Genomic DNA, 25,970 nt, shown 5'->3' with positions numbered 1-25,970 from the left:
CGCGTTCACACGGGGCCGCACAGAAGCCCCCACTCGGGTGGGACTCCCTCCGGGCCGAGCCTCCATGAAAGAAAGCGTCCGCCTTCCTGGCCGGGCGCTCCTGGTTCAGTCGGCGCTGATGTCGCGCGCGCCGGTGAGCGTCGAGCGAAGCGTGGCGAGGGTCAGGTTCCCAACTGGCGGACACGCTTAGGGGTCTGCCTGAGGCCTTGACTCATTTTGGGGAAGGCGAGGGGCTCTGCGCAGAGGAAGCGCAGGTCAATGACTTGGCACTTACGCGGAATCGGCTGGCGGTTAGCCTCCTGCGGAAGGGACCCGACGCAGGTGATACCTCTACACCACCGTCTCACCTCGTCCGAGCAGCGACCAGCCTAGGGCAGGGGAGAGAGCAGGAAGTTTCGCCGCCGCTCTCGGCTCACTTCTCTTGAGTGACTGACAGCAGGCCCTCGCGCTCGATAGTCTCGTGGTTCCGGACATCGGCCAGGAGCTGGATCCCCGCGCCCCGATGGCCGCATGCGACGCAACGCAGCCGCTTCAGCCAGTCCTCCGTCCGCTGACCTCCCGCCAGGCGAACCGCACGGCGAATGCCCATCCTCACCGTCCGCTGGCAGCCCCGGCACGTCAGCCCGTAGTAGTGGCGATCGGCCAGATCGAGACTCGAATCCAAAGGCAGCAGCGGCAGGTCGTCGAAACTCATCGGTCGCGCGAGCTTGCGCAGCCGCGCGCACTTCTCGTCTTGAAACCAGTGAAACCAAAGCCCCAGGTCAACGCCACGCTGCAGCCCTTTGACCCAGCAGCCGCGAACCGCATGGCCAGAAACGCCGGGATTGAAGGGGTATGGCCGGCGGTTGACCTCACGATCCAGGTCGATCGTGCCCTCCCAGATGAGCGTCCCGTCGGCCTCGAGGATCTGCAGGTGGTCGCCATCGCGCAGGGGATTGAGGCCGGAGTATCCTGCCTTGCCGTCCTCGTGGACGGCCCAGACAATCCCTTCCAGTCCTGTCTCGAACCAACTCAGCAAGGTGCCCTCGATCACGGGGCTCGCGTCTTGCTCCCTCACGAATAAGCCCCCGACTGCATCCGCCCGAGGATGTTCGTCACAAGGGCCCGGCCCTCCTCGGTATCCATGAAGCTTTGAGGCGTCCGGCCGCCCAAAGCGGGGATTGCGGCCTGCATCCAGTTCGCGAGCCAGGCTCGCGCGTCGAAGCCCTCGGGATTGCCCGACTCTGCGACCATCCGGTGGACCAGGGCCACGAGGTCGGCGGGCGGCTCGTATTGGGTCATGACGGCAATTGGGCCGGCAGGCTGAGCGCCTTTGCCAACTCGTCGAGACCGACATCGGTCGTGACGTGTCTGCCGCCGCTCAGCAGGATCGTTGTCGTCCCGTCGTCGCCTTCGCACAACGCCGCGACCGCCGTCACCGACAGGGCGTGGCGGGTGCCGTCACGGGACACAAGCACGACGAACCGGCCGATCCTCCGCACATCCGACACTCCAAGGTCTGCTGGAACGAAAAAAGAACATGAAGGGCGCTCGGGTTGCAAGTATCGTGACGCCATGAACGATGACGGCGACGACTGGAGTCAGACCGAGGCGGCAAGGCTGATGGGGCCTGATACGGAATTTGCAGCCTGGACACGTCCGCTTGAGGTAATTGCGCACAGCCCACAAGCTTTTGTCAGGGCCGCGGAAAGGCACCTGGATGAGCGGTCCTTCTGATGCGCGTGCACGTCCTGTCCGACCTTCATTGCGAGTTCGGAGGCTTCGCGCCGCCGGCCGTAGAGGCCGACGTGACGCTGCTCGCGGGCGACACCTTCACCAAGGGGCGTCTGTGCCCCTGGGACGATGCCGAGGCCGCCTTCGGCCGTCCGGTCGTCGCGGTGTGCGGCAATCATGAGTTCTATGGCGGCAAGATCGACACCATGGTGCCGAAGCTGCAGGCGCTGTCTCCGGTCAAGCGCATGACGGTGCTGGAGCGCGAGGAGTTCCGGCTGGACGACAAGCTGCGCGTGTTGGGCTGCACGCTTTGGGCCGACTTCCGTCTCTCGCTCACCGGCGACGAGGACCCGAAGGCCGCGCTGGATGAGGTGCGGCGCCTGGCCAACATCTGCGTCGGAGACCGGCACCGCGCCCGGATCAACGACTTCCACACGATCCGGGTCGCGGCCGACGCTTACCGGCGCTTTCGGCCCAGGGATGCGGCGCAGCTGCACGAGCAGTCGGTGCGCTGGCTTCGGGAGCGGCTCTCCGAACCCTTCGCGGGCAAGACGGTGGTGATGACCCACCACGCGCCCTCGGTGCGCGCTGTCCCGCCGCACCGGCTGGAGGACCCGTTCATCGTGGCCTACGCCTCGCGCCTGGATGGGCTCATCGAGGAGATGCAGCCGCACCTCTGGGTCTTCGGGCACATCCACGAGAGCCAGGACTTCCGGATCAGCCGCACGCGCCTCGTCGCCAATCCGCGTGGTTATGTGGGTCATGATACCAACCCCGGCTTCCGGCCGGATCTTGTCGTCGAGCTTTGAAAGGGCGTTGCCATGAGCGGACGCGACGACACCTGGCAGGAGAGAGAAGCGAAGGCCTGGGCTGAACTCCGCAAGGAATGGCTGGCGGAATACCGCGCGGTGCCGGCTGCGGACTTCGCACGGCTCGCGGGCTGTCCCGCCGCTGACGCGGAGCGCTTGCTGAAGGGTTGGGAGGCGGACCATCGCGTGTTCGCGATCCCCGAAGGGCCTGAACGGCTCTACCCGCTTTTCCAACTGGGAGAGGACGGGCAGCCCAAGCCCGAGTTCCAGCCCTTTCTGGCCGCGATGCATGGCCGGATGGAGGGCTGGGAGCTGGCGATCTGGCTCACCACGCCGAATGGGGAGTTCGAGAAGCCCAGAGGGCAGGGTTGGGAGACCCCGCTCGAGGTGATCGGGCAGGACCTCGAAGCTGTCATCGCGACCGCCGAGTACGACACGGCCGAGGACTCATACTGACCGACGGGGCGGGGAACAAAGATCGGGTTCCGAGTAGGACGTCGTCATGAGCGAGGACTGGCACCATGTCGAGGCGGCCCGCTGGGTGCAGATCCGCCAGGACTGGCTGAAGGCGCATCGCACGGTGTCGGCTGAGGCGATCGCGCGCCTCGCCGGCTGTCTTGCCACGGACGCGGCGAGCCTGCTGGAGGCATGGGAGGCCGCCCATCGTGTGTTCGCCATCCAGGAGGGCACCGAGCGGCTCTACCCGCTCTTCCAGTTCCAGGGGGACGGCCAGCCCCGGCCGGAGTTTCAGCCCCTGCTGACCGCCCTGCGCGGCCGGATGGAGGGTTGGGAGCTGGCCACTTGGCTGACGCGGCACAACGCCGAATTCCCAAATTGGGAGACGCCCGAGGCGATGATCGGGCAGGACCCGCAAGCGGTGGTCCGCGCGGCCGAGCGAGAGCTGGGCGAGTTGCCGTATTGACCGACCAAGTGTCCGACCTGTCGGGGGCCGCTTTTGGCTCAGCGCCTCGCCGGCCGCCTCACTCGTCTTGGTCTCGGACGCGCGGGATAAACTCGCGGTGCACCAACCGCCCGCCAGCAGGGACGGTTGCCGAACGTGCCTGCGGCGGAGCGGGAAGCGGCTCCGCCTCGACGTAGCGCACGGCCTGCTCCACCATCTCTGCCGTCAGGCTCGGATAGTCGCGCAGGATCTCCTCCACCGGCGTTCCGCGTCGCCTTTCGGCCGCGATGTCCCGCACCGGCACGCGCGTCCCCCGCAGGACGGGCTCCCGCCCGCCCAGGATCTCGGGATCGGTCAGCACCGCGGCCTGCGCCTCGATCACGAGGTCCTCGTCCCGGTAGGGCGTGAAGTTCCAGTCGATCGCTTCCACCGGCGGCATGTAAAGCCCGCCGCGGGCGGCATCGAGAAAGCGCCGAACCGTGAGCAGGTCGTCCAGGCTGCCGCTGGTCGCAAGCGCGAGGGGCGTGCGGCCGCCGAACGGGGCGGCGCCATGGGGTCCGTGCAGCCAGGCGACGCCCTCCTGCTCGTTTGCGTGGAGGACAACCAGCGCCGCGTGGATGCCGAGCACGGCCGAGATGCGGGTCAGCGTATCCACGTCGAGCAGGAGGTCCCGGTGCTCGCGCGCAGCCCGGGCCCAGTCGTCAAAGGTGGCGTGGGGCGGGCCGCCGAGGACCCGCAGCCGCTGGACCTCGTCGAGCCGCCAGAGGTCGGCGATGGCGAGAAAGGTCCGCAGGCCCGGGGGGCTCAGGCGCCGGCGGGTTTCGGGGCTTTCGCGGTCCTCCATGAAGCGCCTCCTGTGTGGGCCGCGCGTTGAGGCCGGACGTCCTGCGCAGCGGGCCTGTGTTCTGCACGCCAGGAGGTGGCCTGGCGGAAACGACCATACAAGCGGCCTCGCCGCACGCCCGGTTTCGGCATGACGCTCATCGCTCGTCAGCGCAGGTATAGGCCCGGGCGGCGGCCTCGACTGCCTCGAAGCGCTTCTTGCGGAGAGCCTCAAGGGGCGTCTCGAGAAGGTTGGGGTCCCGATCCAGCATCCACTGCAGGGCTGTCCAGCCGTCCCCGTGGTTTTCGAGGAAGGGCCGGACCGCGCACTCGATCTTCTCGAGCACCACGGTCTTGTCACCCTCGGTGACGAACTGCACCGAGGGGACGAGGATGGACCCGTTCTCGGTCATCATTCCCAGGACCGTCCCGCGGCGGATCTGGTCGTAAAGCGCCTGGCGGGTGGTGCCGAGACGCGCAGCCGCCTCGGTCAAGGTGATCGCCTCTCCGGCGCGAGCGAGATACTCGTCCGAAGCCTCGGACTGCGCGATGTCCTCGCCTGTTTCTTGATTGCTTGGGCCCATGGCTTCTTTCTAAACCAACCCAGCCCCAACCATGATTCTTTCGTGGAGCACGCCCTTGGTAAGGGAGAGGTCGAGACTGCCGGCCTATCCAGCGCCGCCTTTGGCTTTCTTCGGGACGGCTTTGAGCCACGGCGGCAAGCAGCCGCGATCCACCCACCAATCGACCAGGCCACTCACAGTCCGTGGAGCGCCGCCTTGATGTCCGTCGAGGGGATGCGTGGGCATGCGCAACACGCAAACCGCACTCACGCGGTTGCACGAGATCTCCGCGACATCGCGGTAGCGGAAGAGCGGACCTCCATGCGGCCCGACGGCCTCGGTCTGCTCGAGAGCGCCAGGCGAGAGGGGAGGCAGGTCAGTGGCATTCGGCATGCCTTGCTTTAGCCCAGACGCGCTTCACTGGAAGATCACGGTCCCTTTGCCGAGTTTCGCCCCCCTTGAGGCGGACCAGGAGGCGGAGGCCTTCCTCGACGAGGGCTTCGGCCGACGAGAGGCCCGTCGCTTGCCGAGCCTGTGCCAGCAGATCTTCATCGACGGTGATGGACGTCCGCACGGCTGTGCTTCGAGCATGAGTTGAAGAAAGGTGGTGATCGCCGCCGTGGACTTCAAACGTGCCCGATCCATCAGTCCTTGTTGCGCTGGTAGATCGGCGCAATGGGCCACCTCGGCTTGGCCGGGCGGCCATGGGCTCAGCTCAAGGAGTGGCCGTCGCCGCCCACTAGGCCTTTTTCGAGTTACACGGGTTCAAGAACAGCAACATGCCGTCCGGAGGCAGCGGCCGCTGCAGCGCAGATATTTTGACTGCTTTCGAGCGCAGCTTATGCTCTTCCCCATGCGCCGATCCGCCTTGCTCTGCTCCGCCGTTCTGGCCTTGTCGTGCTGGATCGCAAAGCCGTCCGACGCCATCATCACAACCTATGTTTGCTTTTTCCTGACCGGCAGCACCGAGATCAATTCAACGGAACGCTGCGCCGGCATGGTCGCGGCCTTTGCGGAGACCTGGGATGGTTATCGTCGTGGCGAAAGGCGGGCCAATATGGCCGAGCTGCAGCAGGGATCACCTCCGCGGGTTCCGACGGAGCCCGTCATGCTCCCCTTCTGGGTGGTCGGCTACGCGACCGATCTGGCGAGCGACGAAGAGAACCGGGTCCTCTCGCTTCAGAGGGCGCTGGTGGTTGCCGCGATGCTGGAGCGGGCTGGCATCCCACGGGAGCACATCCGCGTCGTCGGCGAGGGATCGAGGAACCCTCTAGTGACGCTCGATCGCCCAGAAGGAGGGCCACAGAACCCGCAGAACCAAAGGGTGACGATCGAGTTTGATGGCTATACCCGGCGGGTCCGTTAGCGCCGTCGGCAGCCGGTGCAGGAGAGCGCGTGAGCAGGGCTAGAGCAGTTTCGAGCTGCACGGGCTTAGTGCTCGCGGCTCACTGCCCAAGAGCTGCAGCGGGCGGACCCTTGGAAAACACCTGCTCGCGATAGTGAACGCGTCTAACCGAAAAATGCTGTAGGAGAAGACCGCCAACTCCTGCCTCGGTTTGCTCTGCCGCACCGCCGCGCTCGACTGGCTCAGCGCCAACAGATCTTCCTTGTCATCACGGCGTCAGCGTTCGCGGCGGCCAGGCGCGCCCCAGTAGATCGCTGCCATCAAGCGCGCAAGACATGGCGCTTTCGAGCGACGCCTCCAGGGCGAGGTAGTGGGGAACGAGCGTCTTGGGGAAGCGCATCGAAAGGCGCAGCGTTCCGCCGATCCAGCGTTCCGCGGCGCAATGCGGAAAGCGGACTGGAGGCAGGCTGTCGCTGCAATGAAAGATCCGCTCGGGGTCGCCGGGCCAGACGTATATCTCGGCCCAGGTGGCGGCCGCAGCCGGGATTTTCGCCCGGTAAACCAGGAAGCCGTTGGCGTCTCGCTCGCCGTCGCGGTTCTCGTGGCCGTTGAACCGCGTCATGGCGTCAAGCAGCGCCTGTCCATGCAAGATCTGCGGGTGACCCTCCATTGTGACCCACACGCCTTGTGAACCGGGCCGGAAGAAGGCTTCGGATTGGGCCGGCGTCAGTGGCATCAAGTGAGGGGCCGAGGCGAACAGCCGTACGGCGTCGCTGATGCCGAGTTCTGGCCGGGGCGTGGCGCCGCCGCGTAGATAGGCGGTGGGAATGCGCAAGGAGTAACCGACGAAGCGGAAGCGTACGATCTCGTCCGCCAACCGCTCCTCCGCACCGGTCTCCGCGAAGAAGCTCCTCCAGCAATCCGCGGCCTCGTCGGCTCGTGCCGGTCGCCCATCGGTGGCGGTCCATGTGGCCAAGACCGCCAAAGCCATGCTGCGGAATGTAGTGCTTCGCTTCGCCCTCACGGTCGAAATCAATCACACGAGCAGTGATGCGAATAGTCTGTGCATTTGCTGGCCCCAGCCAGCCCTTGGCGGAATGCTGCTCGCCATCTGTCAGTCCTTGTTGCGCTGATCGATCGCCGCAAGGACATCGAGGTCTTCCGGCGGCCGGCCCTCGGAGCGACCGGCTCAATCCGTGAGCGATCCTCGAGGGAGCGTTCCCTTCAGCGCCAGGAATTTCCTGGCAAAGTCGTCCTCGCCGGTCGGGGGCTGCAGGCGCTGGATCGTAGATCGCCCGACACCAAGAATTCGCGCGACCTCAGCTTGGCTTCGACCTGCTGTCAGCAGCTCGCGGGCGTGGTACGGCCGGCGCCCCAGCAGCTTGCCGTTCTTCCGGGCGGCATCGAGGCCAGCAACCACGCGCTCGCGGATGGTGCTCCGCTCGAGTTCCGCGAAGACGGCGACGACCTGCAGCATGGCCCGGCCCGCCGGCGTGGTGGTGTCGAAGCCCTCGGCCAAGCTCCGGAAGCGCACGTCGCGCGATGCCAGCGCGTGCAGCAGCTGGAGCATGCCGACCGTCGAGCTGCCGAGCCGATCCAGGCGCGCCACGACCAGCGTGTCTCCTGGGTGCAGGGCGGCAAGGGCCGCCTCGAGGCCAGGCCGGTGCATGACGGAGCCGCTGATCCCGACATCAGAGAAGATCTCGGACACGCCGGCATTGGCCAGCGCGACCGTTTGCGGCTCGATGCCTTGGTCGACCGTCGACACCCGCGCGTAGCCGATGACCCGCGGCCCCTCCGGCAGATCGAAGAGGGGAGGAGACACCACCACCGAGGTGGCAGATTTGCACGCGGCTTTTCGAGCAGGGGTTTTCGGGCAGCGCGACATCCCGGAAAACTAACAGCAGTGATTCTGCCCGAAAACTAGTGTTTTCGGGCGCCCCCTCGGCCGCGCCTTCATAGCGCTAGTCAACCTGATCATCGTCGCCGCCTATCGCTCGCTTCGGTCCAATCGACTTCAGCGATGGCGCGACCCCGGTAGGATGGCCTCACTCCCGCAGGACGGGACCCACCGAGAGCCAAGGACCCAGACCATGACCCACACCTCTTTCCCCGCTGCCGCTGCCCTCTCCGACGACCAGCTGGATGACGTGGCGGGCGGCATGAGCCTGGGCGGCGTCTTGGGCTTGGTGGGTGGCATCATCGTCGGTGGCGTGGTGACCGCTGCGACGGGTGGTCTGGCCGCGGGTGCTGTGTTGGCCGGCATCGCCGCCGAGGGTGCCGTCGGTGGCGCGACGGTCGCGAGCGCTGTGGCGGGTGGCGTGCTGGGCGGTGCCGCCGGCGTCGTGGGTCAGCGGATCGGCTCCTCGATCGGCTGAGCCACCTCTCTCACTCTCCCCGCTTACCTGAACCCGTCTTCCAGACCTCTTCGCAGGAGACACGACCATGACGCAGACCCACGCCGCCCTCGCCCTGTCCGACGACCAACTGGATGACGTGGCCGGTGGCATCGGTGCCGCAACCTGGATCGGCGCGGGCGTCGGGCTCGTGGCCGGAGTGGCGCTCACCATCGCCACCGCCGGAGCGGCCGCCCCTCTTCTGGGCACCGCAGCGGCGGCGGTCTTCGCAGAGGGCGTCACCATGGGCACCATCGTCACTGCCGGCGCTGTCACCACGGCGGGACTGACGGCCTCAGGCGCTCTCGTTGGAACCGCTGTCGGAGCGGTCGCTTCCTGACTCAGCCATCCACTCCTTCATCCCTGCCCATCGCAGCACATCGGACAGACAAGTGCGGCGATGGGCAGGGTCGCTTCTGCCCGACCTCACCGAGGTGGCTGTTCCGCTTGGGTCGGGATATCGCGGCCGACTGTGCTCCACTTTAGCGAAGATGGTTCAGGTGCTGCGGCGTCTGGTCCCGTGTGAAGCGAGACAAAGCAGGGCCTGACGTCCGTGCTCGCTCGGCGCTTACCGGGAGGACTGCTGGGCTAGCCGGGACCGGGGCCGCTGGGCCCGTGGCCACGCTGGCTGCGGCACTGCGCATGCTCGAGCGCGAGCCCGATGTTATGGCTGCGGTGCTCGTTGTCTAAATGTAGGAGGAGCGGCTGTCTCCGGTCGCCGTCGTGCGGTGCAAAGGCCTTTCCTTCGTGTTTGTATTCCACAGGCCAGAAACGAGCGCCCCATCCGCGTTCCGCGACGTGCCCGAGCTGTGAAAGCCCGCCTGTATGTGGCAGGCGTGGTTGCTCCTGGGCCTCAGTAAATGTCAGGAAGCTCAGATCGGCCAAATGGTATCCGCTACGCGCCTTCTCGCGGCTTAGGGTGGCTTGGCTCAGGGTACCATCCAAGCCGAGTTGCACCTGAAGCATCGGTGACGTTCATGGTCGAGCCTCAGACGAAGTTGCTGGCCTTGCCAGCGCGGCGCCGAGACGCATCGCGTAAGCAAGGCCGGGCGGACCGGCCGCCTAACCAACCTCTCGGATTTAGGGGAGCCGACCGAGCGCTTCGATGGTGAGGTTGGACATCACAGCATCGCATCCTCGCAGAGCGGCGACCGGAGTGATTCTCACTTCTGCATGGTGCGCAAGGCCGACAACAACCCGACTGAGACGGCCCTGAGGTACGGGGGCAATGGCGGAAGTAGTTGCGAAACTAGCGGGCTTCCGCGGCGCATCCTGGCTGCGCTCCACGGAAGACCCCAATCGCTCGGCCTCGATTCTGCTCTTCGACACGCGCGAGCAGGCTGGCGCGGCGCTCTTTGCCGCCTCCGCTGTCCTGCAAAAGCATCGACCGACCGTTGCAGTACGGGTGGCGGCCTCTGGACCTACAACCTTCCTGGCGATGGCTTGAAGGCCCGTTGATGACACGGTGCCGGGAAAGCCTGGCGTTCTCCTGGCGCGACCGCTGAGCGCCGTCTCCGGGTCAGCTTGTCAAGGGAAAAGGCCCGGCCATCTCGGCCGGACCTCGTATCAGTCGACGTCTTCCGCGATCGTCAGGGAGGCCTCCTCGTAGAGCTGCTTGGCGAGATCGCCATGTCCAAAGAACTCGCCGACCTCTGCCAACGTGGAGCAGGCTTTGGCTTCAAGAAACTCCTCTTGCCCAAAGCTCACGTCTGTCACGTCTCGCTCGCAGACGAACTTGCCGCCCCTGGTCTTGTAGAGGCCGAGGCACGTGAGCCGGTTTCCGACCCAATCGGAGATCACGTAGGCTTCTTGCCAGCCTACGAAGCGCAGCGGAGGAAGTCCGTCGCGCTTGATTATGTACTGCCGCGCATCGGGTACGGCAGCGGGCTGGCCCAGGGCCCGCGCGAGAAGGCTCGCGCTGATATCGTCAGGCAGGGAAATTCCATGCTCCTTGGCCAGGATGTGCAGAAGATTTTGAAACGTGTCGCTTGGAGTGATGCAAGACATGAAGCATTGCCTTTCGTGAGGGGATGGACTTGTCTGCCTCAGTTCTCCCCTTTCTGGAGGAGGACAGGCGGTCTGCTCTGAAAGTAAGACTTGGCTTGTGAGTGCCGGCCCGGGTGTCAGACGCCACCCGGCGGCAAGTTGCTGTCGTCATGCTGGGAACGACCATTCGTAAGTCTGGAAGAGGTCGTGCACTCGGCCTCCTGAACTTCCGCGCCGGGATTGCCTCCGTCCGGTTGGATCCGGATGTGATCCTTCGCGGTGCGTGCGACGGCGTCGGCGTCGGCGTCGGCGTTGCCGTACCCCTTGTCGTCGGCCTCGAAGAAGGTCTTCGGAATGGCCGGCGTCAGCACGCGCAGAATGGCTGCGTCCGTCTTGCTGGAAGCCAGCCCTCTGAGCGGGCCGGAAATGCCCCCGGCCTTGGGAGGGGCGACAAGTAAAGTGACGACATTCATCACAGCGATCTCCAGTTGCGCCCCTTTCTCCGAGAGCGGAGGGGCGGCCATTTGCGTTCCGGGTTGCCAGCTTCTGTCCAGACTATCCCGTGGATGAGTGAGCTGCGGCGCCGCCATCACCAGCTGTGCCTCGGTGAAGAGCCGGCTTGTCGTGCCGTGCGTCGATGACTGCGGCCTCGACAAGAGTACTCTCGCCATGGTTCTGCCTTCTGCGATGGAAGTTGAGCAGCACTTCTCCAGCCCGCATCATGTGGTGCGTGGAGAGCCAAACAAAGTGGGCAGCAGAAATAATGTGCCGCGTCTGACCTCATCTGGTCGTGGCGCTGCATCCCGACAGCACGATCATGTAGCGTTTGGTGGAAATGACCAGACAATGATGCGGCAAAAAGGGTCATGAATCTCTGCGTGATCAGGCAGTTTGGGCCGCGAGGACGTGACCCGCGCCAAGCTGCGCACCCTCCCCAACAGGTACCAGCTGGGTTTGCGTGGATGGACAGCGGGCGCTTGGCGTCTGGGCTCGCGAAGGCAACAACGGCACGGCCAAAGAGGACTTCCTCATCGCGCGATCCCACCGTTGGGCGCCATTCCAGTGAATTGAGCGAAATTCGCGTCCCATGCGAAGCTGTGTGGGAGCCTTGGGACTCTGAGGTGGAGCAGGCGGCTCAGGACGAAGCAGAGGCGAGCCTGCGCTTCCGATGCGGCGGTGAACATAGGCCAGCTGCTGGTGAAGCTCCTCTTTCTCAAGCGCCTTGACGTCACGAGCCAGGCGCCGCCGGCTTGCCGGTCCTGCACATGCTACCTGCAGCGAGTCTGTTTCCGTGCTGCTTCGCTCGTCGTCCTCCTGGCCGATGCTGGTCTGTCCCGGAGGCCAGTACCCCGACATCAGCCTTTGCCAATCAAGCTGAACACGAACAAAAACTCACATATCCGCGACCAGGGCGAAGGCTGGTCAAGTCCACGCCCACTGTGGTTCTTCCCAGACCACGACATGACGGCTGGCCCGCAGCAGACTCAGAGCGTGCGTTCCCCCAGGATACAGTCTCGGGCGCATTGTGAAGCAGCAAGTTAGCGTCCTGCTGCCATCGCACTGCTTCCTCGATACCCACTCGTCACCCTCGTGCACTGTGCTGATCGGCACATCTTTGCGTGAGCTGCCTGTGCGGCTCCTTTGGCGACGGCGCCGAACCGCAGCTCACGCTGTATCCCGCTCTTGCTAGAGGGGAACGCTATGGCTGTCGGCGGCTGAGCATCTCCCTCGCGTACATGAGAGCGACCGCGCTCATCTGATGGGCCTCTTGTAACGTCTCGAGCAATGTCGCCAGAACCTCGACGCTATGAAGTGACCCATCGCTGTTCTCGCTCCAGGCGCGGGTTGCGCGGACTGGGGCTGCGGCTCGGGTAAGACCTTGGCCGGACCGAGACAGCCTTGTCGCTCCGATGGTTCGTGGAGAGACGCGCCGCCGCGCGGCCGGCTCAGGCATTCGGCTTCCAGTGATTCCGGTCCATGCCGCATGCGGCCATTGATCCAAGATCGGGGACAGGTCGCTTCCCGCCTCGGGGCAAAGCGGAGGCATCCATGGAGGCATGTTTTGCCTTGAGAGATGCGCGGCCTTCCGAAACTCAGCCTCATGCTCTTCGCGGATTAGGACAGTCGCTTCCTTGAGGCCCTGCTCCTCGAGTTTCTCGCGGCTCTTCCGCTTGCGTTGGGCCGCCGTCATGGCGGGCTGGCGCGGCCTGCCAGCCTGTGATGCAGCCAACTGTCCTCCCACCGCAGAGCCGGCACCACTCTGAAGTCTGGGGTGGTCGTTTGTTGTAAGTACGATGCTTCCGTCGTCATCGCGTGTGACATGTCCCATCGAGACGCCGCACCCTGTGACAGTCACGCCCGCGACCGGAGCCTCGATGTCCTTTTGCCCGCCGGAGGACTGCGGTGAGGGTTTCTTGCGCGCAGGCGGGGTCTTGTTCTCCATCGGCGCTTGCCCTGCATCCGCCGCGAGATGCGCCCCGGAATTTAGAATAGGCGGCGCGCTTCCTTCCGCCACCTGGGTCTGCTGGAGTGCGGCGGCCTTCTTTGTTCGGGTAACTACGCACACGGTCAAGCCGACGTTGAAATGCTTTCCCCAGGCACGCCGGACGATAGGTGTGACACGGTCGAGCTTGAAAATCTCCTCCGGCTTGTCGGGCCCGCCCATATGCACTTTCAACAGGTAGTCCACCACGTGAATCCCAGAGTCGGCGTAGCGCGCGCCGATGAGATTCTGCTGTGGGGTGAAGTGCACGATGGCCTCTGAGGCCTTTGTCGTGCGGCCGGAGCAGGCGCGCTCCGTTTCCCGCCTGATGACGTCCTCCGCCGTGGCTTCTTCTTCAGCCGGCACGATGACGACGAGATGGCCGTGGGCCCGTCCGTCCCGGCTCGGCTCAACGACGCCAATCTCCCAGCAAGGCCCCGCATGCTTGTGGGCTAGCGTCGCTCGGACACTCTTGTAGATTTGGCGAAGGAGATGGGCGGTGGCCGCTGCCTCGTTGCCAACATCGCTGCGGACCGCAGCCGGCAGGTGGATATGGGCGACGACGGCCACGAGCCCGCCCGGAGCCAGGGCGGCGTCGGCCTTCGCGCGGTGCTTCGCGGCCTGCTCCCGAGCGTCGCTCCAGATGCATTGAGCGGCGTCCTCTGGGCCAAGCTTGCGCGCGGGGCCGGAGGATGTCCGGCTTGCGCTAGCGGTGGATTTCGCCTCCTTGTTCTGACGGGCCTTTTCCATCCCTGCTAGGGTGCCTTGGAGAAGATCCGTGATAGCCTCTTTGGGCACATGCGGCCGATGCCGGTTCTCACTCCAGCTTCTCCAGTTCTTTATCGCCCGCAGGGTTCGGTCGTGGACCATCATCGCCTTGGAGATGGTTCCCACCCGCCTCTTGACCGATTTTGACCGTGCACGTTTAGCGGTGCTTGCGGGGAGCGGCGACGCTGCCGGGTCTTCGCTGGGATCACAGCTACCCAAGCGAGGCCGCTCGCCAGCGAGCCCACCCTTTACAACATCCGTGTAAGCCGAGCGATCGGCCGGCTGGGCAGAGGAGGCGATGTGCGGATCGACGGCTTCGCAGCCGCCTTTGATGTCTTCTGTGGACATGGGCACGTCTACGACCGCTTGCCCAGCCGAAACGTGCATGTCCCGGTGGCGGAAGTTGGAGCCATGCCCGGTAGCCCAGCGATCCAGAGGTCCAGCCCTTCCGACGGAAAGAAGGTGGAGTGTCCTGTTTTGGTGTGGTGCTTGCCTTCGCGCTGGCTGGCGGAGTTGCCGAGCGCCATGTGCACGAACTTCATGTCCGAAGTCCTGGCGAGGCGGATGCGGGCCGCAATGCACTTTATGTGGCCCGTGCGCGGCGGCACAGGCAGTCGAATACGCGTTTGATCGTGATTCACGATCCCAGTCTCCATCGGGCCCCAGGGGGCCAATTTCTGGATGGTTGTTGCTCAGATGTGACGCCTTCGATCAGGAGGGCGATGGGACGTACCCACACCTCCTCATTTCAGCGCAGGGATTTCTCCCCTGAGCAGATCATGGGACCAACGCCTCACCCGAACAGGGACGTGGGGGGGAAGCACCCCTGAGACGGATGGGGGGTACCAAGCCGGTCATCCGGAGGCTTGGTTACCGCTTCCTGGCAACGAAGATGCGAGCAACGTTCCTGAAGCCCTATAAGCCCAGGGACATAGCTGCGCCTCTGCGTGCCCTTTACACTGTACCAAGTTATCAAGGTTGGTGGATTACATCTAAGTAACTTTAATGGTCTCCGAGGCGACCCCTAACGGCGGATCCCGAGCGCAACGACGCTACTTGGGCTTGCCATTTGCTCGGGTGCCTATCGCTCCGCCCAAGTGTCGGTGAATGGCTCTAGTTGGCACCTCAAGTCGTCCCACTCGGCATGGGGCAGGAGAGGGAATGGATTTGCAGACCGGGGGCTTCTCGGGACGGACGAGGCATCAGAATCCAACACTGAGCCGGTACCATTCCCTCTACATTGACCAAGAAGGCTGTGAATCGGGAGACCGTTGCGGCAATTGTGCCAACGGAACAACGAAACTCGACCGAAACCCCCCTTGTGCTCTAACAACATCTCCCTTATTACTCTTGTAAGGCAAGAGGGTGAACTTCGCTCGGGTGCCTTGAGTGTGCCTCGCGCGAAAGAGCCACGGTTCCGAGGCCCTACTACTGGGCCAACAAAAAGAAAAAGCTACTGGCGATCAGCGGCAAGAAGTTGTCGTAGCTGCCAATACTTTTTTAGGCTCAGTTATGGGCCAGCCAAAACAAGAAGGGCGGAGATGGCTGACCATCTCCGCCCTTTCTTTGTCCGGCTTAATTCACGACGTGGCGAAAAGGCCACTCAGGGCCTGTTCACCTTTTGAAGTGCGTGGCGTGGAGGCGGGCTCCTTTGCTGCCGCTGATCCGACGGAGGGATGCACCCCGTAGCTAGCTAGTCGATGCGGCTCGTGACGAAGCCGTGCGATGGCCGGTAGATCTCAAGTCAGTTGTGGCGACTTTGCTGGTTATGATCCTCGCACACGGCATCCGGCTGCGCAGATCCTGCAGAAGCGGCCGCTGTGCAACCCATGCCTTCCAGCTGATGTCAGAAGCTCTGCCTCGCGCCTCTCACAGCATTGTGATGGAGGACTTGGCCCACGCACGCGGGGCACTGGCCGATAACCATCAGAACACCACGCTGCGGCTTCCAGGGAAGCCGGAAGCAGGCTGACCGAGCGAGGCTCAAGTCTGATCGCGCGGCCCAGGGGCGATCGCCGGTGCCGGAGCGATCTTGCTTCACTGCGGGACTGGGCGACAAGGCGCCTCGGGCGCGGCGCATACACTGCCGCAGACGATCTGGGCCGGCAGGGGCGGGAGGTGCGTGATGCACGCACCTTTCATCGGAAGAGACGTGGAGGGTGTGCATATGGCACGGTGTAACCCGCCGAGCGTTGCTCGCTCTCTTGATCGGCTGAGTGCCGAGACCTGTCTTCCACCTGACGCCCAGGGCGAAGCTCTGCCGCCGGACCTCCACCCCGTGCGCTTCAGGGTCCGGTAATGAGCGCGCCGCAGCCCCGTCAAGATCGAACACGCGGGCACGCTCAGGGCCAAGACCAAGGGTTCGCCGGTTTCAAAGAAGGTGAAGGGCTCTCCTCCCAGAGAATACAGCCCGATCACCTTCCGCTCGTGGCCGCCTCTGCAGGAGTCACTTCTCCACACCTGCGGCGCAGAAATCGCTCTTTGCGACGAGCGGCCAAATGGCACGACGGATCGGATAGGTACCCACGCCCGGCGACCCGCGTCGGCAGAAACCCGCAATAGCGTGGAATGCCTTGTCCACATCATTGTCCTTGGATGAAGCAGGGATTGGTGTGCTTCGATCAAAGAAGAAGCAGTCTTCGCAGGACCATACCATTTTGACGTCGCCTGTGCTGTTCAGCCGTGGGCCGAGCGGTGGTGCAGTTGGTCCTGACGGCGTCCCCGAGGCAGCCGACGGCGCGCTGGTCGTATTCGAATTGCTGTTTGACATGGAAAAATTCCTTTCGAGAAGGATGGGTGGCTGTTCAGCCGATGACGGACGGCCCTCCGCCACCGCCCACAGCCGCCTCAATGGCTTCGGGGTGGCAGTAAGGCTCGAGCTTGCGGCCGCGCGGCGCGAGCGATGGGGTGTGGATCAGGCTTCACGGAGGGGAGATAGTGCGCTCAAGCGCAGGAGAGAAATTATGGTGTGATTTTCTTTTGCTCGCGGCTTGTGGAAAACAGAGGCGCGAGACGCCATTCGCAAGATCCGGGTGCTCAAGGCCCAAGCATCTTTCCGGGCCTCGTCGTGATGTCGTAACAATCACCCTCGCGTTGGAGCGGACGGGATGTCCGCAGAAGCGTCAACGCAACAACAGGCGTCGTCCAGGTCGCGCTTGTGGCGGATGGACCTGCCGTTCACTTCCATGGTGACGAGCTGCACTTCCTCCGAGGGCTAGTCGAGGACTTGAACCGCGTGACCGTTCCGCCGCACCCCGATCAGCGGAAGCTCCTCGCTGGGATTGGCGATGGCCACGAATAAGCGTCCGGATCCTAGGAGGACCCAGAGAAACTCGGCACCGATGTCCGACTTGGAGAAATCCTCCGATATGCGCCCCTTTCCGGGATGGGAGAGGCTTGGCACCTCGGAGGGAAGAGAGCAGGGATAGCCACGAGGATGCGCCTGCCACGGATCGCTATGAGCCGAGATGCTGAGAGTGATCTCGGCTCATGTCTCTCGTTTTGATATGCCCACCTGCAACTGTGCTGACGCGGGCGCCGGGCGGCTAACGGCCTCCTGCGTTTCCAGGGAGCGCGAGCAACTCAATGGTGTTTCGAATTCCGCCTATGGACGAACCATCGTACCGAAGAAGAATAAGATCTCCCTGCCGAAACGAGACTACCTCGTTGATCGGGTGCATCACGCCGAGCCGCTGGTTGATGCACTCGACACGCCAGCTGGGGAATGTGCCCGCTGGCACGGTAACATCCTCGGCAGCAGCCACATTGCATGTCTTGCGGCGTTGATGCGGGTCTCTTTGGCTTTGAGACGAATAGTCCTGTGTCCACCGATGGCCAAGGGTCATCGGCACGCCGGGCAACTGTCCGTTGTGTGGCGAGAAGCGGACGGCATTCTGGCCGGTTCGCTCGATCACCCGTCCGCATGGGTCTACGCGCGTAAAGCCGTCAGACCTCCTCCGCATCAGCGGGTTTTCAGCAGAGCGTTCCTCCTGGACGTCGCCCTCCGAGGAGGTCCGGTACAGGTAGGTCCCTGCGGCCGGGATCGTGCGGCCGCACGCAGCGGCGGCGGCTCGGATATCCACGGGTTGGCCGCTGCCTGCGGTTGGAGCGCCGCGATCTTCCGCCGCGCATGCAGAGAGCAGGAGAGCAAGGGGAAGGGCGTGACGGGCGATCATCGGCACGATCTCGCTGCGTGTGTTCTCCATGGAGTCCTTCTCGTTTGTTCTGTCATCCCGGACACTCAGCCACGTGGCTCGATGGCACGCAGGCCGGGGCCTGTCTCATTGCCGAGCCAACCATCCTGCGGACTTTCCGCGTCGTAGCCGGATGCAGCGAGAAGATGCACCGCGGATGCCGACCTCACGCCGATGGAGCAGAGGACGATGAGGCGAGGCGCGCTTCCAGCTGGACCGAAGGTGCCTGAAACTCGTCGCAGAAAATCTTGGCGCTCCGGCGGCGTCGCGGCTCCCGACCATCGCTCCGCGCCGAGCGGGATCCAGTGGTGCCGCATGCGCGGCGCACCGTCGCGATGCCTCTCCGTCGAGCTTCGGACGTCGACCACAACCGCTCCGGCCGCGACCTCAGGCGACACATCGATTGCGAGGAGAAATATCCCGGCCTGAGCAGATGACATTCTAGGGGAAAGCCAGACCGTCACTGCGCATGGGAGGAGGCTGGCCTGGAATCCCAGCACCGCTCTGCGATGGATTACCGGAGACAGACCGTCTGAAGCGCGTCCCGCCTGGCGGGCCGCCTCACACAGTTCTTCGTCTCTTCCTCGCAAGCCAGCTCGTTGGTCACGATGTGCCCCCGCCGCAAGCGCGTTGACACTACCGTATCGTTACGTTTGATGCCTCCGCAACGATTTTGTGAAGCGAGGCCCGAGGCCCCCGCCTGGGGGCCGCGTCAGCCTTTCTGGCGAAGAGCCAGCCTTGCCGGTGGTCGTGCTTCTTGCTGGGCTGCGGCTTCAGCCAGTCCGGCCAGACCGGGCGGGAGGCCTCGATGCGCTGCCTCACCACGTCGCGCCATTGCCGCGCCTTGGCCTGGTGCGCCGCGAGCGGCGTGAGGGCGTTGAAGACAGCCTCCGGGCATTCGCGCAGCTGCGGTTCGTTGAACTCCGTCTGCCATTCGACGCTCAGCGCGGCCGCGTGGCGGAAGAAGCGAGCGGTGGTGGCGAAGATCCGGCTGGTGCCGGTCTTGAGGTCGCGCTCAGCGACCGCGGCGTAGTAGCCAACTTCGGTGAGGGCGTCGGCCACGACCGTGTAGCGCTTGCCATGCGCAAGGTGACAGAGCTTCGAGCGAAGAAAGGCGGCATTCACCGGCTGGCCCGGCGCGAGGCTGTAATTCGTCCAAGGCACGGTCTTGTCCTTTTCCGGGATTGGAGAAGCGGGTTGCTCCTCCTCGAAAGAACCGGGTCGGGCAGCCCGCCGGAATCGGCTTGACGCAGAGGGAGGCTAGAGGGAACATTTAGCGAACAAAGGAGCCGTGCCACGCCACTGATCGTGTCCGCCGAGAGGCCTGCTGCCGGTGCGAGCGAGGCCGCGAAGGCCGGCATCCTGATGGATGCCTTTCCCCTTCGCCCTTGGCGCTTCCGTCGGGTGCAGGCTTGGCGCGTGAATGGTCGCGCCTCCTCAGTGCTGGTGCGCGTATCCGCGCGCCAGGCCGGGTGTCAGGCGGAGGTGTGGCTGAGGTCAGTCGGCCGCGCTTGAAAGGATTAGATTTCGAGATGGAGAAGCGCCTAGCGCCTTCGCGGCGGACGCTTTGAGAGCGGCTGCAAGCCTCCGGCCCGCATGGCACTCTCAGCCTGGTACGCCAGCCGCTCTCAAGGCCGCGATGTAGCGGTCGCGGATATCCTTATTCCGGAGAGGAGGAATTACTGCCTCGAGGCTGCGATCTTGCGGCGCGACATTTTTCAAAGCCGCTGCGGCCTCGTGAGCCTTTACCTCCCGGCCGGACAGCATGAGCGCGCCAATCAACGTACGACGTCCTGATAGCCAATTCGGTGCGTGACTCACCGAGCGATCGGCCCATTGAACAGCGGCCTCGAAGTCACCTGTGACGAGATAGGCCAACGCAATGCCAGAAAGCATAAAGGCTTCCTCGGGGTCGTGCGGGCTGAGACGTATGGCGCGCTCGAAAAGCGGGATCGCCCTCTCGGGCTGGCACGCATAGATGAAGACCCACGCGCAGCTTAGCAGGACCTGGGCCGAGCCGCTGTTCAGCGCGATGGCCCGCTCGGCCGCCGCGACGCCGGCCGCATAGTCCCGAGCGAGATGGGCGACTGCGAGGGCTGCGCACCGAAGGACACCCGGGTCGTCCTGGTCAAATCTTAGAACCGCTCTCGCCCAGGCTGCGCCTTCCGCCCATTCCTTAGGTTCAGACCAACCCTGCGTTTTCCGAACCACCCGGTACGCGGCGCTGTTGGCTCTTGCCCGCGCGAAATCCGGGTCAAGTTCGACCGCTTGGCGGAACAGGGTAAGCGCTGCATCGCTGTCTTCGCGCGTCATGCGGTAGATCCGGCTGAGCGCACGCAAGTAAAGGTCGTAGGCGTCGAGGCTCTCGGTCGGCTTGGCGGAGGCGCGCACGATCTCGGCGGCCTGAAGGCTCGGCTCGACCGCACCTGCCACAGCCTCGGCCACTTGGTCCTGGAGGGCGAAAATGTCGCCGAATGTGCCCTCAAAGCGGTCCGCCCAGACATGGTGCCCCGTCTCAGTTTCGGTGAGTTGGGCTGTGATGCGGACGCGCTCGCCAGCCTTGCGGACGCTGCCCTCAAGCACATAGCGAACGCCAAGCTCCCGACCGACCTGGCGCACATCCACAGCACGCCCTTTGTAGGTGAAGGCGGAGTTCCGGGCGATGACGAAGAACCAACGGACCCGGCTCAGTGCCGTCGTCAACTCCTCCGTGATGCCATCGGCGAAGTAGTCCTGCTCGGGATCACCGCTCAGGTTGGCGAAGGGCAGGACGACAAGGGAGGCGCGGGCTGGCGGGACGAGGGGATGTGGCGTGGCCTCACCCGACGCTTGGCGGTCAAAGGACGGGGCCTTCTCCGCGTCCTTGGTTTCTGATGCGTCGCCGGTAGCCTGCGTCACCTCGGCCTCGAGCAGGTACCCTCGCTTCGGCATGGTGCGGAGCAGTCGCCCGTCGTCGCCGAGCGCCCGACGGATCTCGGCGACGCAGCCTGTGACGCTTTCATCGGCCACAAAAATCCCCGGCCAGACTGCGGCGAGCAGCTCCTCGCGCGTGACCAGTCGACCTGCGTTCGCAAGAAGGTGCCGCAGCACGCCGAAGGTTTTCGGCCGCAGGGCGACCTCCCCGCCGGAACCGTCGATCAGCGCCCCGCGCCGCGGGTCGAGGGTGAAGCCCGCGAAGCGGAAGGCGGCAGCGCTCTTCGCTTCATCCATGGCCGGCTCCCGTGGATATCTCCCCGGGAAGCCTAGGCGCAGGAGGGAAGGGGGCGCAGCAAGATTCCACCTCGTTTCTACGAGACTTCCACCTCCTTTCCAGGACGAGTTTCGGGCCGCCAAGGCACCCTCGGGCCACCGATGCAGAACGGCTTGGCGGCAGTGCCCGGATGGTCTGGGAGGCCGGCCGAGCCAGCAGGGAGGCTTACGATGTCCTACTCAGCCCCGATCTCCGCCTTTCAAATCCCGCTCGCCAGGCCAGCCAGCCGGCAGGGAAACCGCTCGGCAAGGCTCTACGTCCGCCTGACTGCGTGGCTTCAAGCATTCAAGCTGCCAGGGGAGCGGGACGAACTCGCCCATGTGAGCGACCGGATGCTCGCCGACATAGGGTTGCGGCCAGACGCTCATCGATATGCCGGCGATCTGCTCATGCAAAGAGATATCGTGCGGGGGATGCTCCCTTTCTGAGAGCCGGGCGTCTTCTACGCAGCTTAGGGAAAGCTCGCCCTAAGGCAGGTGCTTTGAGAACAGTGGCCAGATCTCGGGAGACACGACATGGCAAAGCAGCTTCTGGAAACGCCCGAGAGGGAAGTCATCCTCCACAAGCCAGGGCTTACTGAGCTTGCATCTGCAACCTTTGCGTGCCGAAAGCACGAGCCCGGCGTGCGGATGGGATGGGGTGTATTCATTGCCTGCTGGGCCGCGGCGGCAATAACTGCTCTTGCTCTCGGGCGCGACGTCAATCCCGACCTGCGCAACTACCACTATCACAATGCTTGGGCTCTTCTGGAGGGGCGGTGGAACATCGACCTCGCGCCGGCGGGGATGCATAGCTTTCTCCACCCACTCCTCGACCTGCCATTCTATCTCCTGACCACGAGCCCGCTGAATGGCTGGCCCAGGGCCGTCACCATGCTGCAGGCCGGCTATCTTGGGCTGCTCGCTTTCCTGGTGCTCGCGGTCACCAACGTCGCCTGCCACGGGGCAGCCCGCCGTGCGACGGGGGCCAGCCTCCTGGTCGCGCTCTTTGGGCTGACCGGAGCGGCGACGCTGCCCGAGGTGGGCGCGACCCAAAACGACGTCCAGGTGGCATGCGTCGTTGTCGGTGCTCTGCTGGCGCTGCTGCTCGCGGCGAGTGCTGACGACGCCGGGGAAGGCCGCCGTGCCGAGAGGCTGCGGCTGCTTGCAGGCGCCCTCGGCGGCGGCGCGATTGGGCTGAAGCTGACTGCGGTCATCTACCCGCCCGCCTTGGTGATCGCTGCCATCCTGGCCGCGCCGCAGGCGCGCGCTCGCGCCGTTGCGCTGCTCGCGGCGGGCGGTGTGCTCGGCTTCGCGTTAGTCTACGGTCTCTGGGGATGGTTCCTTTGGGAACGGTTCGGCAATCCCTTTGGACCGTTCTTCAACAACGTCTTCCGCTCGCCATGGTTCCTGCCCGAGAACCCGAGTGACCTTGGCTTCCTTCCCCGCACGCTGACGGAAGCGCTGCTTTATCCCGTGCTCTGGGCGCACCGCACGGAAGGGCTGGTCATCGAGCCGCCCATGGCCGACCCGCGCTTCGCGGTTGGTCTCGCCGCCCTGCTGCTGGCCACCGGAGGTGAAGCCTGGCGCCGATTGCGATCCAGAGGTGGCCTCACTGGCGGCGGTGCGACAGAAGACGCTTGCGCGGGCGCCGTCCCGGACGCGGCCACGCGTGCGGCGCACGCGGTGATGGGCTTCCTTCTCGTCGCCTACGTGGCGTGGCTCAGCACCTTCTCGATCCTTCGCTACGCTCTGCCGGTCGAAGCGCTGCTCGGCGTCCCGGTTTGGGCGGCAGGCCGTGCCCTGATGCTCGCAGCCCCGAATGGCCGAAGGCGGGTAGAGAGAGACCTGATGAGCGCGCTGTGGCGTCGAGGAGCCGCGCTTTGCATGGGCGCCGTCCTCGGCGTATGTGCCCTGGTCACCGAATACCCTGATCATTCTCGCGAGAGCTTTGACCCGCAGTGGGCGCCGCGTAGCTCGAGGGCGGTGGGGGTTACCCGCGTTGAGCTTCCCGAGGGCTCGCTGGTGGTGGCGGCCGGGATGTACGTATCCTTTGCTGCTCCTTTCCTGGCTGGTCGCGAGATCCGTTTCGTGGGAGCGACGAGGTGGACCGTGGGCGGGGGAGCCGCCTGGGACGTGGGCGAGGCCCTCTCCATGAAGGGGCACCGCATGGCGGACGAGACGGAGCGAATGATCCGGGAGCACACTGGGCCTGTCTTCGTGCTTGTGGAGAGCCCTGACGTCGCCGACGACGGGCCAAGCCTGGACGTCCACGTGCTGCGCGTCCTGGGGATCGGTTTCGACCGCGCGTCCTGCCGTCCGGTCCTGAACAACCTCACGAGACTGATGCAAGTCTGCCGCGCACAATGAGCTGGCTGTTCCGTTGGCGGCCCACTCACGGCTGAGCCTCGATGCCCGTGTCTTTCATGGCACGAAGGATAGGAAAACACGGCCAGCAGAGCCTGTGACCGGCATTCAAGCTTCCGCTGTTGTGAGGTTGCGCAGATCTCCTGTAACGGCCCTGCAGCAGTTCGCGTTATGACGCGCTACTCTGGAATTCCTGCGGCTATTAGTGCGCCAACGATCTTCTGGCGGAAGCTATCGTCCCGATAGCGACGCATTTGCGCGCGGGCGTTCGGGAAGAGCGCCAGCATCCGTGTTGCCGCAGCCCGGGCGGCATCCTCACGGCCCAGCAACCAACTCGCGATGATCAGGTAGCGGTGCCCCGGCGCGTAGTTTGGTGCGATCTGCACGGCGCGTTCCGCCCATTCGAGCGCACTCGCATAGTCTCCAAGCGCGACGTGAACCGACGAGAGGCCCACGTAAACGTACTCGACAGCAGGATCAAGCGGACTAAGCCTTTGCGCGCGCTGGAAGGCCTGGAGCGCGAGTTCTGGTTCGCTGTTCAAAGCATAGACCCATCCGGCGCAGACGGCGATTTGGACGGAGTTGGGGCTCATCGCCTGGGCCCGCGCGGCGGCCGCGCGTGCAGTTGGATAGTCCGCAACGTGGAAAGCGAGGGCTAAAGCTGCGAAGGCGAGAACGAGGGGATCATCCCGACTGCTCGCCAATGCCTCGCGAGCGCATCGGACGCCTTCCTCCAGGATTGCTTCGTTGCCCCTGTTGTGAGCCGCCAGGAAGATCGTCGTGTAGGCCAGTTGCGCCTTACCCAAGGCAAACTCGGGGTCCAGCTCAATGGCCGCGCGGAGCAGGCACAGTGCTTGGTCGTCGCCCTCCCTCGTCATGGTCCGATGGCAATGCATGGCCTGGAGCAGCAGATCGTAGGCGTTCAGGCTGCCGGTCGGCTTGGCCCGTGCGCGCTGGATCTCCGCATGCTGCAGGCTCGGCTCGATGGCGCCTGCGACGGCTTCGGCAACCCGATCCTGCAGATCGAAGATGTCGTCCAAGGTGCCCTCGAACCGCTCGGCCCAAAGCTGGTGGCCGGTCTGGGCATCAATGAGCTGGCAGGAAATGCGCACCCGGCCCGCCGCACGGCGCACGCTGCCTTCGAGCACATACTGAATGCCGAGATCGCGCCCAACCTGACGAGGGTCTACCGCGCGGCCCTTGTAGGTGAAGCTCGAATTGCGCGCGATGACGTAGAACCAGCGCGCGCGTGAGAGTTGGTTGATCAGTTCCTCGGTCATGCCGTCGGAGAAGTACTCCTGGTCAGGGTCGCCGCTCAGATTGGCGAAGGGCAGGACAACGAGCGAAGGATGATCCGCTGGGAGGGGCGGGTGATAGGAAGCTTCACCCAGAGTTCGGCCACCAAGAGAAGTTGGCTTCTCAGTCGCTTCAGAAGGAGGGGAGCCTGCTTCCTCCTGTATCACCTCGGCTTCGAGCAGGTAGCCGCGTTTCGGCAGGGTGCGGAGCAGCCGCCCGTCGTCACGGAGGGCGCGGCGGATTTCGGCGACGCAGCCCGTGACGCTCTCATCGGCGACAAAGAGCCCAGGCCAGACGGCGGCGAGGAGTTCCTCACGCGTGACCAGCCGACCCGCGTTCGCAAGGAGGTGCCGCAGCACGTCGAAGGTCTTCGGCCGCAAAGAGATCTCGCTGCCATCGCCACTGCGCAGGACCGCTCGGCTCGGATTGAGGATGAAACCTGCAAAGCGGAAAACGATGGAAGGATGACTCTCCCCCATGGCCGGCTCTCCCGGACATCGTCCCCGCGAGCCTTAGCGGAGGCGAGAAGGGCTTGCATCAAAATTCCATGCCTTCAGCGCAAGATTTGCACCTCCCAATCAGGATTTAGCCGGGGGCAACGAGGCATTTGTGGGTCTCCGACGCGGAATGGCTTGAATGAAGCATTCGGATAGTCCGGATGCACCGGCCAGCTTCGCAAGGGAGGCTCAAATGAACGCCTATTCCCTGATCTATGCCTTGCCGCTGGCCCTTGCCCGGTCTGCCGCCATCGCGGCGCTTCTCGGCACCGGTACGGCCGTCGCGCAATCCTGCCCCTGCATGAACCATGGAGCCGAAGACTCGAGCATCGACTACGGTTCGGCCGCGCCCAGCAACGCCGTTGGCGGCGGCAACCTCATCGCCCGCTTCGAGGAGGAGAACCGCTCCTTCACCTACCTGGAGCCGCAATACGAGCAGCGGGGCCAGACCGGCATGGTCGCCCATGTCTTCACCTCCGGCGACGGCCGCGCCGAGGTGGTGTGGGTGCCTTCGGGCACGCGGCCCAGCGCCCTGGTCACGATGAACGGTGATGGCAGCCTTCTCCAGCAGCGCGGCCTTCAGCGGCGTCTTGCCAGCCGGTGA

At 64.7% G+C, this 25,970-nt stretch carries 25 protein-coding genes; 8 read left to right on the top strand and 17 right to left on the bottom strand.

Going from position 1 to position 25,970, the window contains the following annotated elements; translation table 11 throughout:
- Window positions 1-412 precede the first annotated feature (412 nt).
- Genes JTJ31_RS15670 through JTJ31_RS15660 form a run of 3 tightly spaced genes read right to left on the bottom strand, consistent with a single transcriptional unit; the run spans window position 413 to window position 1,490 of the window.
- Window positions 413-1,033 carry a hypothetical protein gene (locus tag JTJ31_RS15670; protein WP_207539664.1) on the bottom strand — a complete coding sequence of 207 codons (621 nt, stop codon included), beginning with the start codon at window positions 1,031-1,033 and terminating at the stop codon, window positions 413-415.
- A gap of 20 nt (window positions 1,034-1,053) precedes the next feature.
- A complete protein-coding gene (locus tag JTJ31_RS15665; RefSeq protein ID WP_207539663.1) occupies window positions 1,054-1,281 on the bottom strand; it encodes an MbcA/ParS/Xre antitoxin family protein in 228 nt (75 codons plus the stop codon).
- Window positions 1,278-1,490 carry a hypothetical protein gene (locus JTJ31_RS15660; protein WP_207539662.1) on the bottom strand — a complete coding sequence of 71 codons (213 nt, stop codon included), beginning with the start codon at window positions 1,488-1,490 and terminating at the stop codon, window positions 1,278-1,280. The genes JTJ31_RS15665 and JTJ31_RS15660 overlap by 4 nt, the downstream gene beginning before the upstream one ends.
- 225 nt (window positions 1,491-1,715) lie before the next feature.
- Here JTJ31_RS15660 and JTJ31_RS15655 point away from each other — a divergent pair, with 225 nt between their 5' ends.
- Genes JTJ31_RS15655 through JTJ31_RS15645 form a run of 3 tightly spaced genes read left to right on the top strand, consistent with a single transcriptional unit; the run spans window position 1,716 to window position 3,444 of the window.
- The gene (locus JTJ31_RS15655) at window positions 1,716-2,522 is read left to right on the top strand and encodes a metallophosphoesterase (RefSeq protein ID WP_207539661.1); all 807 of its coding nucleotides are present in this window, start codon (window positions 1,716-1,718) and stop codon (window positions 2,520-2,522) included.
- Window positions 2,523-2,534: 12 nt separating this feature from the next.
- Window positions 2,535-2,978 (top strand): hypothetical protein, encoded by a 444-nt coding sequence (locus tag JTJ31_RS15650; protein WP_207539660.1) that lies wholly within the window; start codon window positions 2,535-2,537, stop codon window positions 2,976-2,978.
- 46 nt (window positions 2,979-3,024) lie between these two features.
- Window positions 3,025-3,444, top strand: coding sequence for a hypothetical protein (locus JTJ31_RS15645; protein WP_207539659.1), 420 nt, complete (start codon window positions 3,025-3,027; stop codon window positions 3,442-3,444).
- A gap of 58 nt (window positions 3,445-3,502) precedes the next feature.
- Here the strand turns inward: JTJ31_RS15645 and JTJ31_RS15640 are convergent, their stop codons facing one another.
- The 3 genes from JTJ31_RS15640 to JTJ31_RS25395 form a co-directional block, all read right to left on the bottom strand.
- The gene (locus tag JTJ31_RS15640; protein ID WP_207539658.1) at window positions 3,503-4,267 is read right to left on the bottom strand and encodes a DUF433 domain-containing protein; all 765 of its coding nucleotides are present in this window, start codon (window positions 4,265-4,267) and stop codon (window positions 3,503-3,505) included.
- Window positions 4,268-4,403: 136 nt separating this feature from the next.
- A complete protein-coding gene (locus JTJ31_RS15635) occupies window positions 4,404-4,829 on the bottom strand; it encodes a hypothetical protein (RefSeq protein WP_207539657.1) in 426 nt (141 codons plus the stop codon).
- Between the two features lie 355 nt (window positions 4,830-5,184).
- A complete protein-coding gene (locus tag JTJ31_RS25395) occupies window positions 5,185-5,514 on the bottom strand; it encodes a type II toxin-antitoxin system VapB family antitoxin (protein ID WP_408015425.1) in 330 nt (109 codons plus the stop codon).
- Between the two features lie 147 nt (window positions 5,515-5,661).
- Between JTJ31_RS25395 and JTJ31_RS15625 the strand changes: the two genes are divergently transcribed.
- Entirely contained in the window at window positions 5,662-6,174 is a 513-nt protein-coding gene (locus JTJ31_RS15625; RefSeq protein ID WP_207539655.1) for an OmpA family protein, read from the top strand.
- A 247-nt stretch (window positions 6,175-6,421) separates the two neighbouring features.
- Here JTJ31_RS15625 and JTJ31_RS15620 read toward each other — a convergent pair whose 3' ends face one another.
- Together JTJ31_RS15620 and JTJ31_RS15615 are read right to left on the bottom strand one after the other, a co-directional pair.
- A complete protein-coding gene (locus JTJ31_RS15620; protein WP_207539654.1) occupies window positions 6,422-7,030 on the bottom strand; it encodes a hypothetical protein in 609 nt (202 codons plus the stop codon).
- A 312-nt stretch (window positions 7,031-7,342) separates the two neighbouring features.
- The gene (locus JTJ31_RS15615) at window positions 7,343-8,041 is read right to left on the bottom strand and encodes a recombinase family protein (RefSeq protein ID WP_207539653.1); all 699 of its coding nucleotides are present in this window, start codon (window positions 8,039-8,041) and stop codon (window positions 7,343-7,345) included.
- A gap of 205 nt (window positions 8,042-8,246) precedes the next feature.
- On the opposite strand from JTJ31_RS15615, the gene JTJ31_RS15610 reads away from it, so the two are divergent.
- Both JTJ31_RS15610 and JTJ31_RS15605 read left to right on the top strand, forming a co-directional pair.
- Window positions 8,247-8,531: a hypothetical protein gene (locus JTJ31_RS15610; RefSeq protein WP_207539652.1), complete on the top strand. Its 285-nt coding sequence runs from the start codon at window positions 8,247-8,249 to the stop codon at window positions 8,529-8,531.
- A 67-nt stretch (window positions 8,532-8,598) separates the two neighbouring features.
- Window positions 8,599-8,889, top strand: coding sequence for a hypothetical protein (locus JTJ31_RS15605; protein WP_207539651.1), 291 nt, complete (start codon window positions 8,599-8,601; stop codon window positions 8,887-8,889).
- Between the two features lie 1,226 nt (window positions 8,890-10,115).
- Here the strand turns inward: JTJ31_RS15605 and JTJ31_RS15600 are convergent.
- From JTJ31_RS15600 to JTJ31_RS15565, 8 genes are all read right to left on the bottom strand, one after another.
- The gene (locus JTJ31_RS15600) at window positions 10,116-10,556 is read right to left on the bottom strand and encodes a tunnelling fold family protein (protein ID WP_207539650.1); all 441 of its coding nucleotides are present in this window, start codon (window positions 10,554-10,556) and stop codon (window positions 10,116-10,118) included.
- A gap of 116 nt (window positions 10,557-10,672) precedes the next feature.
- Window positions 10,673-11,008 carry a hypothetical protein gene (locus JTJ31_RS15595; protein ID WP_207539649.1) on the bottom strand — a complete coding sequence of 112 codons (336 nt, stop codon included), beginning with the start codon at window positions 11,006-11,008 and terminating at the stop codon, window positions 10,673-10,675.
- 1,226 nt (window positions 11,009-12,234) lie between these two features.
- The gene (locus JTJ31_RS15590; RefSeq protein ID WP_207539648.1) at window positions 12,235-14,133 is read right to left on the bottom strand and encodes a hypothetical protein; all 1,899 of its coding nucleotides are present in this window, start codon (window positions 14,131-14,133) and stop codon (window positions 12,235-12,237) included.
- A gap of 8 nt (window positions 14,134-14,141) precedes the next feature.
- On the bottom strand, window positions 14,142-14,426 hold the full coding sequence (locus JTJ31_RS15585; RefSeq protein WP_207539647.1) for a hypothetical protein: 285 nt from the start codon (window positions 14,424-14,426) through the stop codon (window positions 14,142-14,144).
- A gap of 1,805 nt (window positions 14,427-16,231) precedes the next feature.
- A complete protein-coding gene (locus JTJ31_RS15580) occupies window positions 16,232-16,555 on the bottom strand; it encodes a hypothetical protein (protein ID WP_207539646.1) in 324 nt (107 codons plus the stop codon).
- 775 nt (window positions 16,556-17,330) lie between these two features.
- Complete coding sequence (locus tag JTJ31_RS15575; RefSeq protein ID WP_207539645.1) at window positions 17,331-17,990, bottom strand: hypothetical protein; 660 nt, start codon at window positions 17,988-17,990, stop codon at window positions 17,331-17,333.
- A 624-nt stretch (window positions 17,991-18,614) separates the two neighbouring features.
- Window positions 18,615-19,142 (bottom strand): hypothetical protein, encoded by a 528-nt coding sequence (locus JTJ31_RS15570; RefSeq protein ID WP_207539644.1) that lies wholly within the window; start codon window positions 19,140-19,142, stop codon window positions 18,615-18,617.
- A 441-nt stretch (window positions 19,143-19,583) separates the two neighbouring features.
- Window positions 19,584-21,188: a winged helix-turn-helix domain-containing protein gene (locus JTJ31_RS15565; RefSeq protein WP_207539643.1), complete on the bottom strand. Its 1,605-nt coding sequence runs from the start codon at window positions 21,186-21,188 to the stop codon at window positions 19,584-19,586.
- Window positions 21,189-21,743: 555 nt separating this feature from the next.
- On the opposite strand from JTJ31_RS15565, the gene JTJ31_RS15560 reads away from it, so the two are divergent.
- Window positions 21,744-23,576, top strand: a complete 1,833-nt coding sequence (locus JTJ31_RS15560) for a glycosyltransferase 87 family protein (RefSeq protein WP_207539642.1) — start codon at window positions 21,744-21,746, stop codon at window positions 23,574-23,576.
- 176 nt (window positions 23,577-23,752) lie between these two features.
- Here the strand turns inward: JTJ31_RS15560 and JTJ31_RS15555 are convergent, their stop codons facing one another.
- Entirely contained in the window at window positions 23,753-25,348 is a 1,596-nt protein-coding gene (locus tag JTJ31_RS15555; protein WP_207539641.1) for a winged helix-turn-helix domain-containing tetratricopeptide repeat protein, read from the bottom strand.
- A gap of 211 nt (window positions 25,349-25,559) precedes the next feature.
- On the opposite strand from JTJ31_RS15555, the gene JTJ31_RS15550 reads away from it, so the two are divergent.
- On the top strand, window positions 25,560-25,970 hold the full coding sequence (locus tag JTJ31_RS15550) for a hypothetical protein (protein ID WP_207539640.1): 411 nt from the start codon (window positions 25,560-25,562) through the stop codon (window positions 25,968-25,970).

Source organism: Sabulicella rubraurantiaca, from assembly GCF_017355885.1.
GTDB classification, from domain to species: domain Bacteria; phylum Pseudomonadota; class Alphaproteobacteria; order Acetobacterales; family Acetobacteraceae; genus Roseococcus; species Roseococcus rubraurantiacus.
Note: the sequence above shows the minus strand (reverse complement) of the source record. Positions and strands in the feature narration are given on the sequence as shown.

Excerpts from the sequence above, each read along its gene's own strand:
- JTJ31_RS15640 (WP_207539658.1), bottom strand. The coding sequence starts at position 4,267 with ATGGAGGACCGCGAAAGCCCCGAAACCCGCCGGCGCCTGAGCCCCCCG.
- JTJ31_RS15655 (WP_207539661.1), top strand. The coding sequence starts at position 1,716 with ATGCGCGTGCACGTCCTGTCCGACCTTCATTGCGAGTTCGGAGGCTTC.
- JTJ31_RS15560 (WP_207539642.1), top strand. The coding sequence starts at position 21,744 with ATGGCAAAGCAGCTTCTGGAAACGCCCGAGAGGGAAGTCATCCTCCAC.
- JTJ31_RS15615 (WP_207539653.1), bottom strand. The coding sequence starts at position 8,041 with ATGTCGCGCTGCCCGAAAACCCCTGCTCGAAAAGCCGCGTGCAAATCT.
- JTJ31_RS15635 (WP_207539657.1), bottom strand. The coding sequence starts at position 4,829 with ATGGGCCCAAGCAATCAAGAAACAGGCGAGGACATCGCGCAGTCCGAG.
- JTJ31_RS15580 (WP_207539646.1), bottom strand. The coding sequence starts at position 16,555 with ATGTCAAACAGCAATTCGAATACGACCAGCGCGCCGTCGGCTGCCTCG.
- JTJ31_RS15555 (WP_207539641.1), bottom strand. The coding sequence starts at position 25,348 with ATGGGGGAGAGTCATCCTTCCATCGTTTTCCGCTTTGCAGGTTTCATC.
- JTJ31_RS15625 (WP_207539655.1), top strand. The coding sequence starts at position 5,662 with ATGCGCCGATCCGCCTTGCTCTGCTCCGCCGTTCTGGCCTTGTCGTGC.
- JTJ31_RS25395 (WP_408015425.1), bottom strand. The coding sequence starts at position 5,514 with ATGGCCGCCCGGCCAAGCCGAGGTGGCCCATTGCGCCGATCTACCAGC.
- JTJ31_RS15595 (WP_207539649.1), bottom strand. The coding sequence starts at position 11,008 with ATGAATGTCGTCACTTTACTTGTCGCCCCTCCCAAGGCCGGGGGCATT.
- JTJ31_RS15575 (WP_207539645.1), bottom strand. The coding sequence starts at position 17,990 with ATGGAGAACACACGCAGCGAGATCGTGCCGATGATCGCCCGTCACGCC.
- JTJ31_RS15590 (WP_207539648.1), bottom strand. The coding sequence starts at position 14,133 with ATGTCCACAGAAGACATCAAAGGCGGCTGCGAAGCCGTCGATCCGCAC.
- JTJ31_RS15550 (WP_207539640.1), top strand. The coding sequence starts at position 25,560 with ATGAACGCCTATTCCCTGATCTATGCCTTGCCGCTGGCCCTTGCCCGG.
- JTJ31_RS15610 (WP_207539652.1), top strand. The coding sequence starts at position 8,247 with ATGACCCACACCTCTTTCCCCGCTGCCGCTGCCCTCTCCGACGACCAG.
- JTJ31_RS15665 (WP_207539663.1), bottom strand. The coding sequence starts at position 1,281 with ATGACCCAATACGAGCCGCCCGCCGACCTCGTGGCCCTGGTCCACCGG.
- JTJ31_RS15645 (WP_207539659.1), top strand. The coding sequence starts at position 3,025 with ATGAGCGAGGACTGGCACCATGTCGAGGCGGCCCGCTGGGTGCAGATC.
- JTJ31_RS15650 (WP_207539660.1), top strand. The coding sequence starts at position 2,535 with ATGAGCGGACGCGACGACACCTGGCAGGAGAGAGAAGCGAAGGCCTGG.
- JTJ31_RS15600 (WP_207539650.1), bottom strand. The coding sequence starts at position 10,556 with ATGTCTTGCATCACTCCAAGCGACACGTTTCAAAATCTTCTGCACATC.
- JTJ31_RS15565 (WP_207539643.1), bottom strand. The coding sequence starts at position 21,188 with ATGGATGAAGCGAAGAGCGCTGCCGCCTTCCGCTTCGCGGGCTTCACC.
- JTJ31_RS15605 (WP_207539651.1), top strand. The coding sequence starts at position 8,599 with ATGACGCAGACCCACGCCGCCCTCGCCCTGTCCGACGACCAACTGGAT.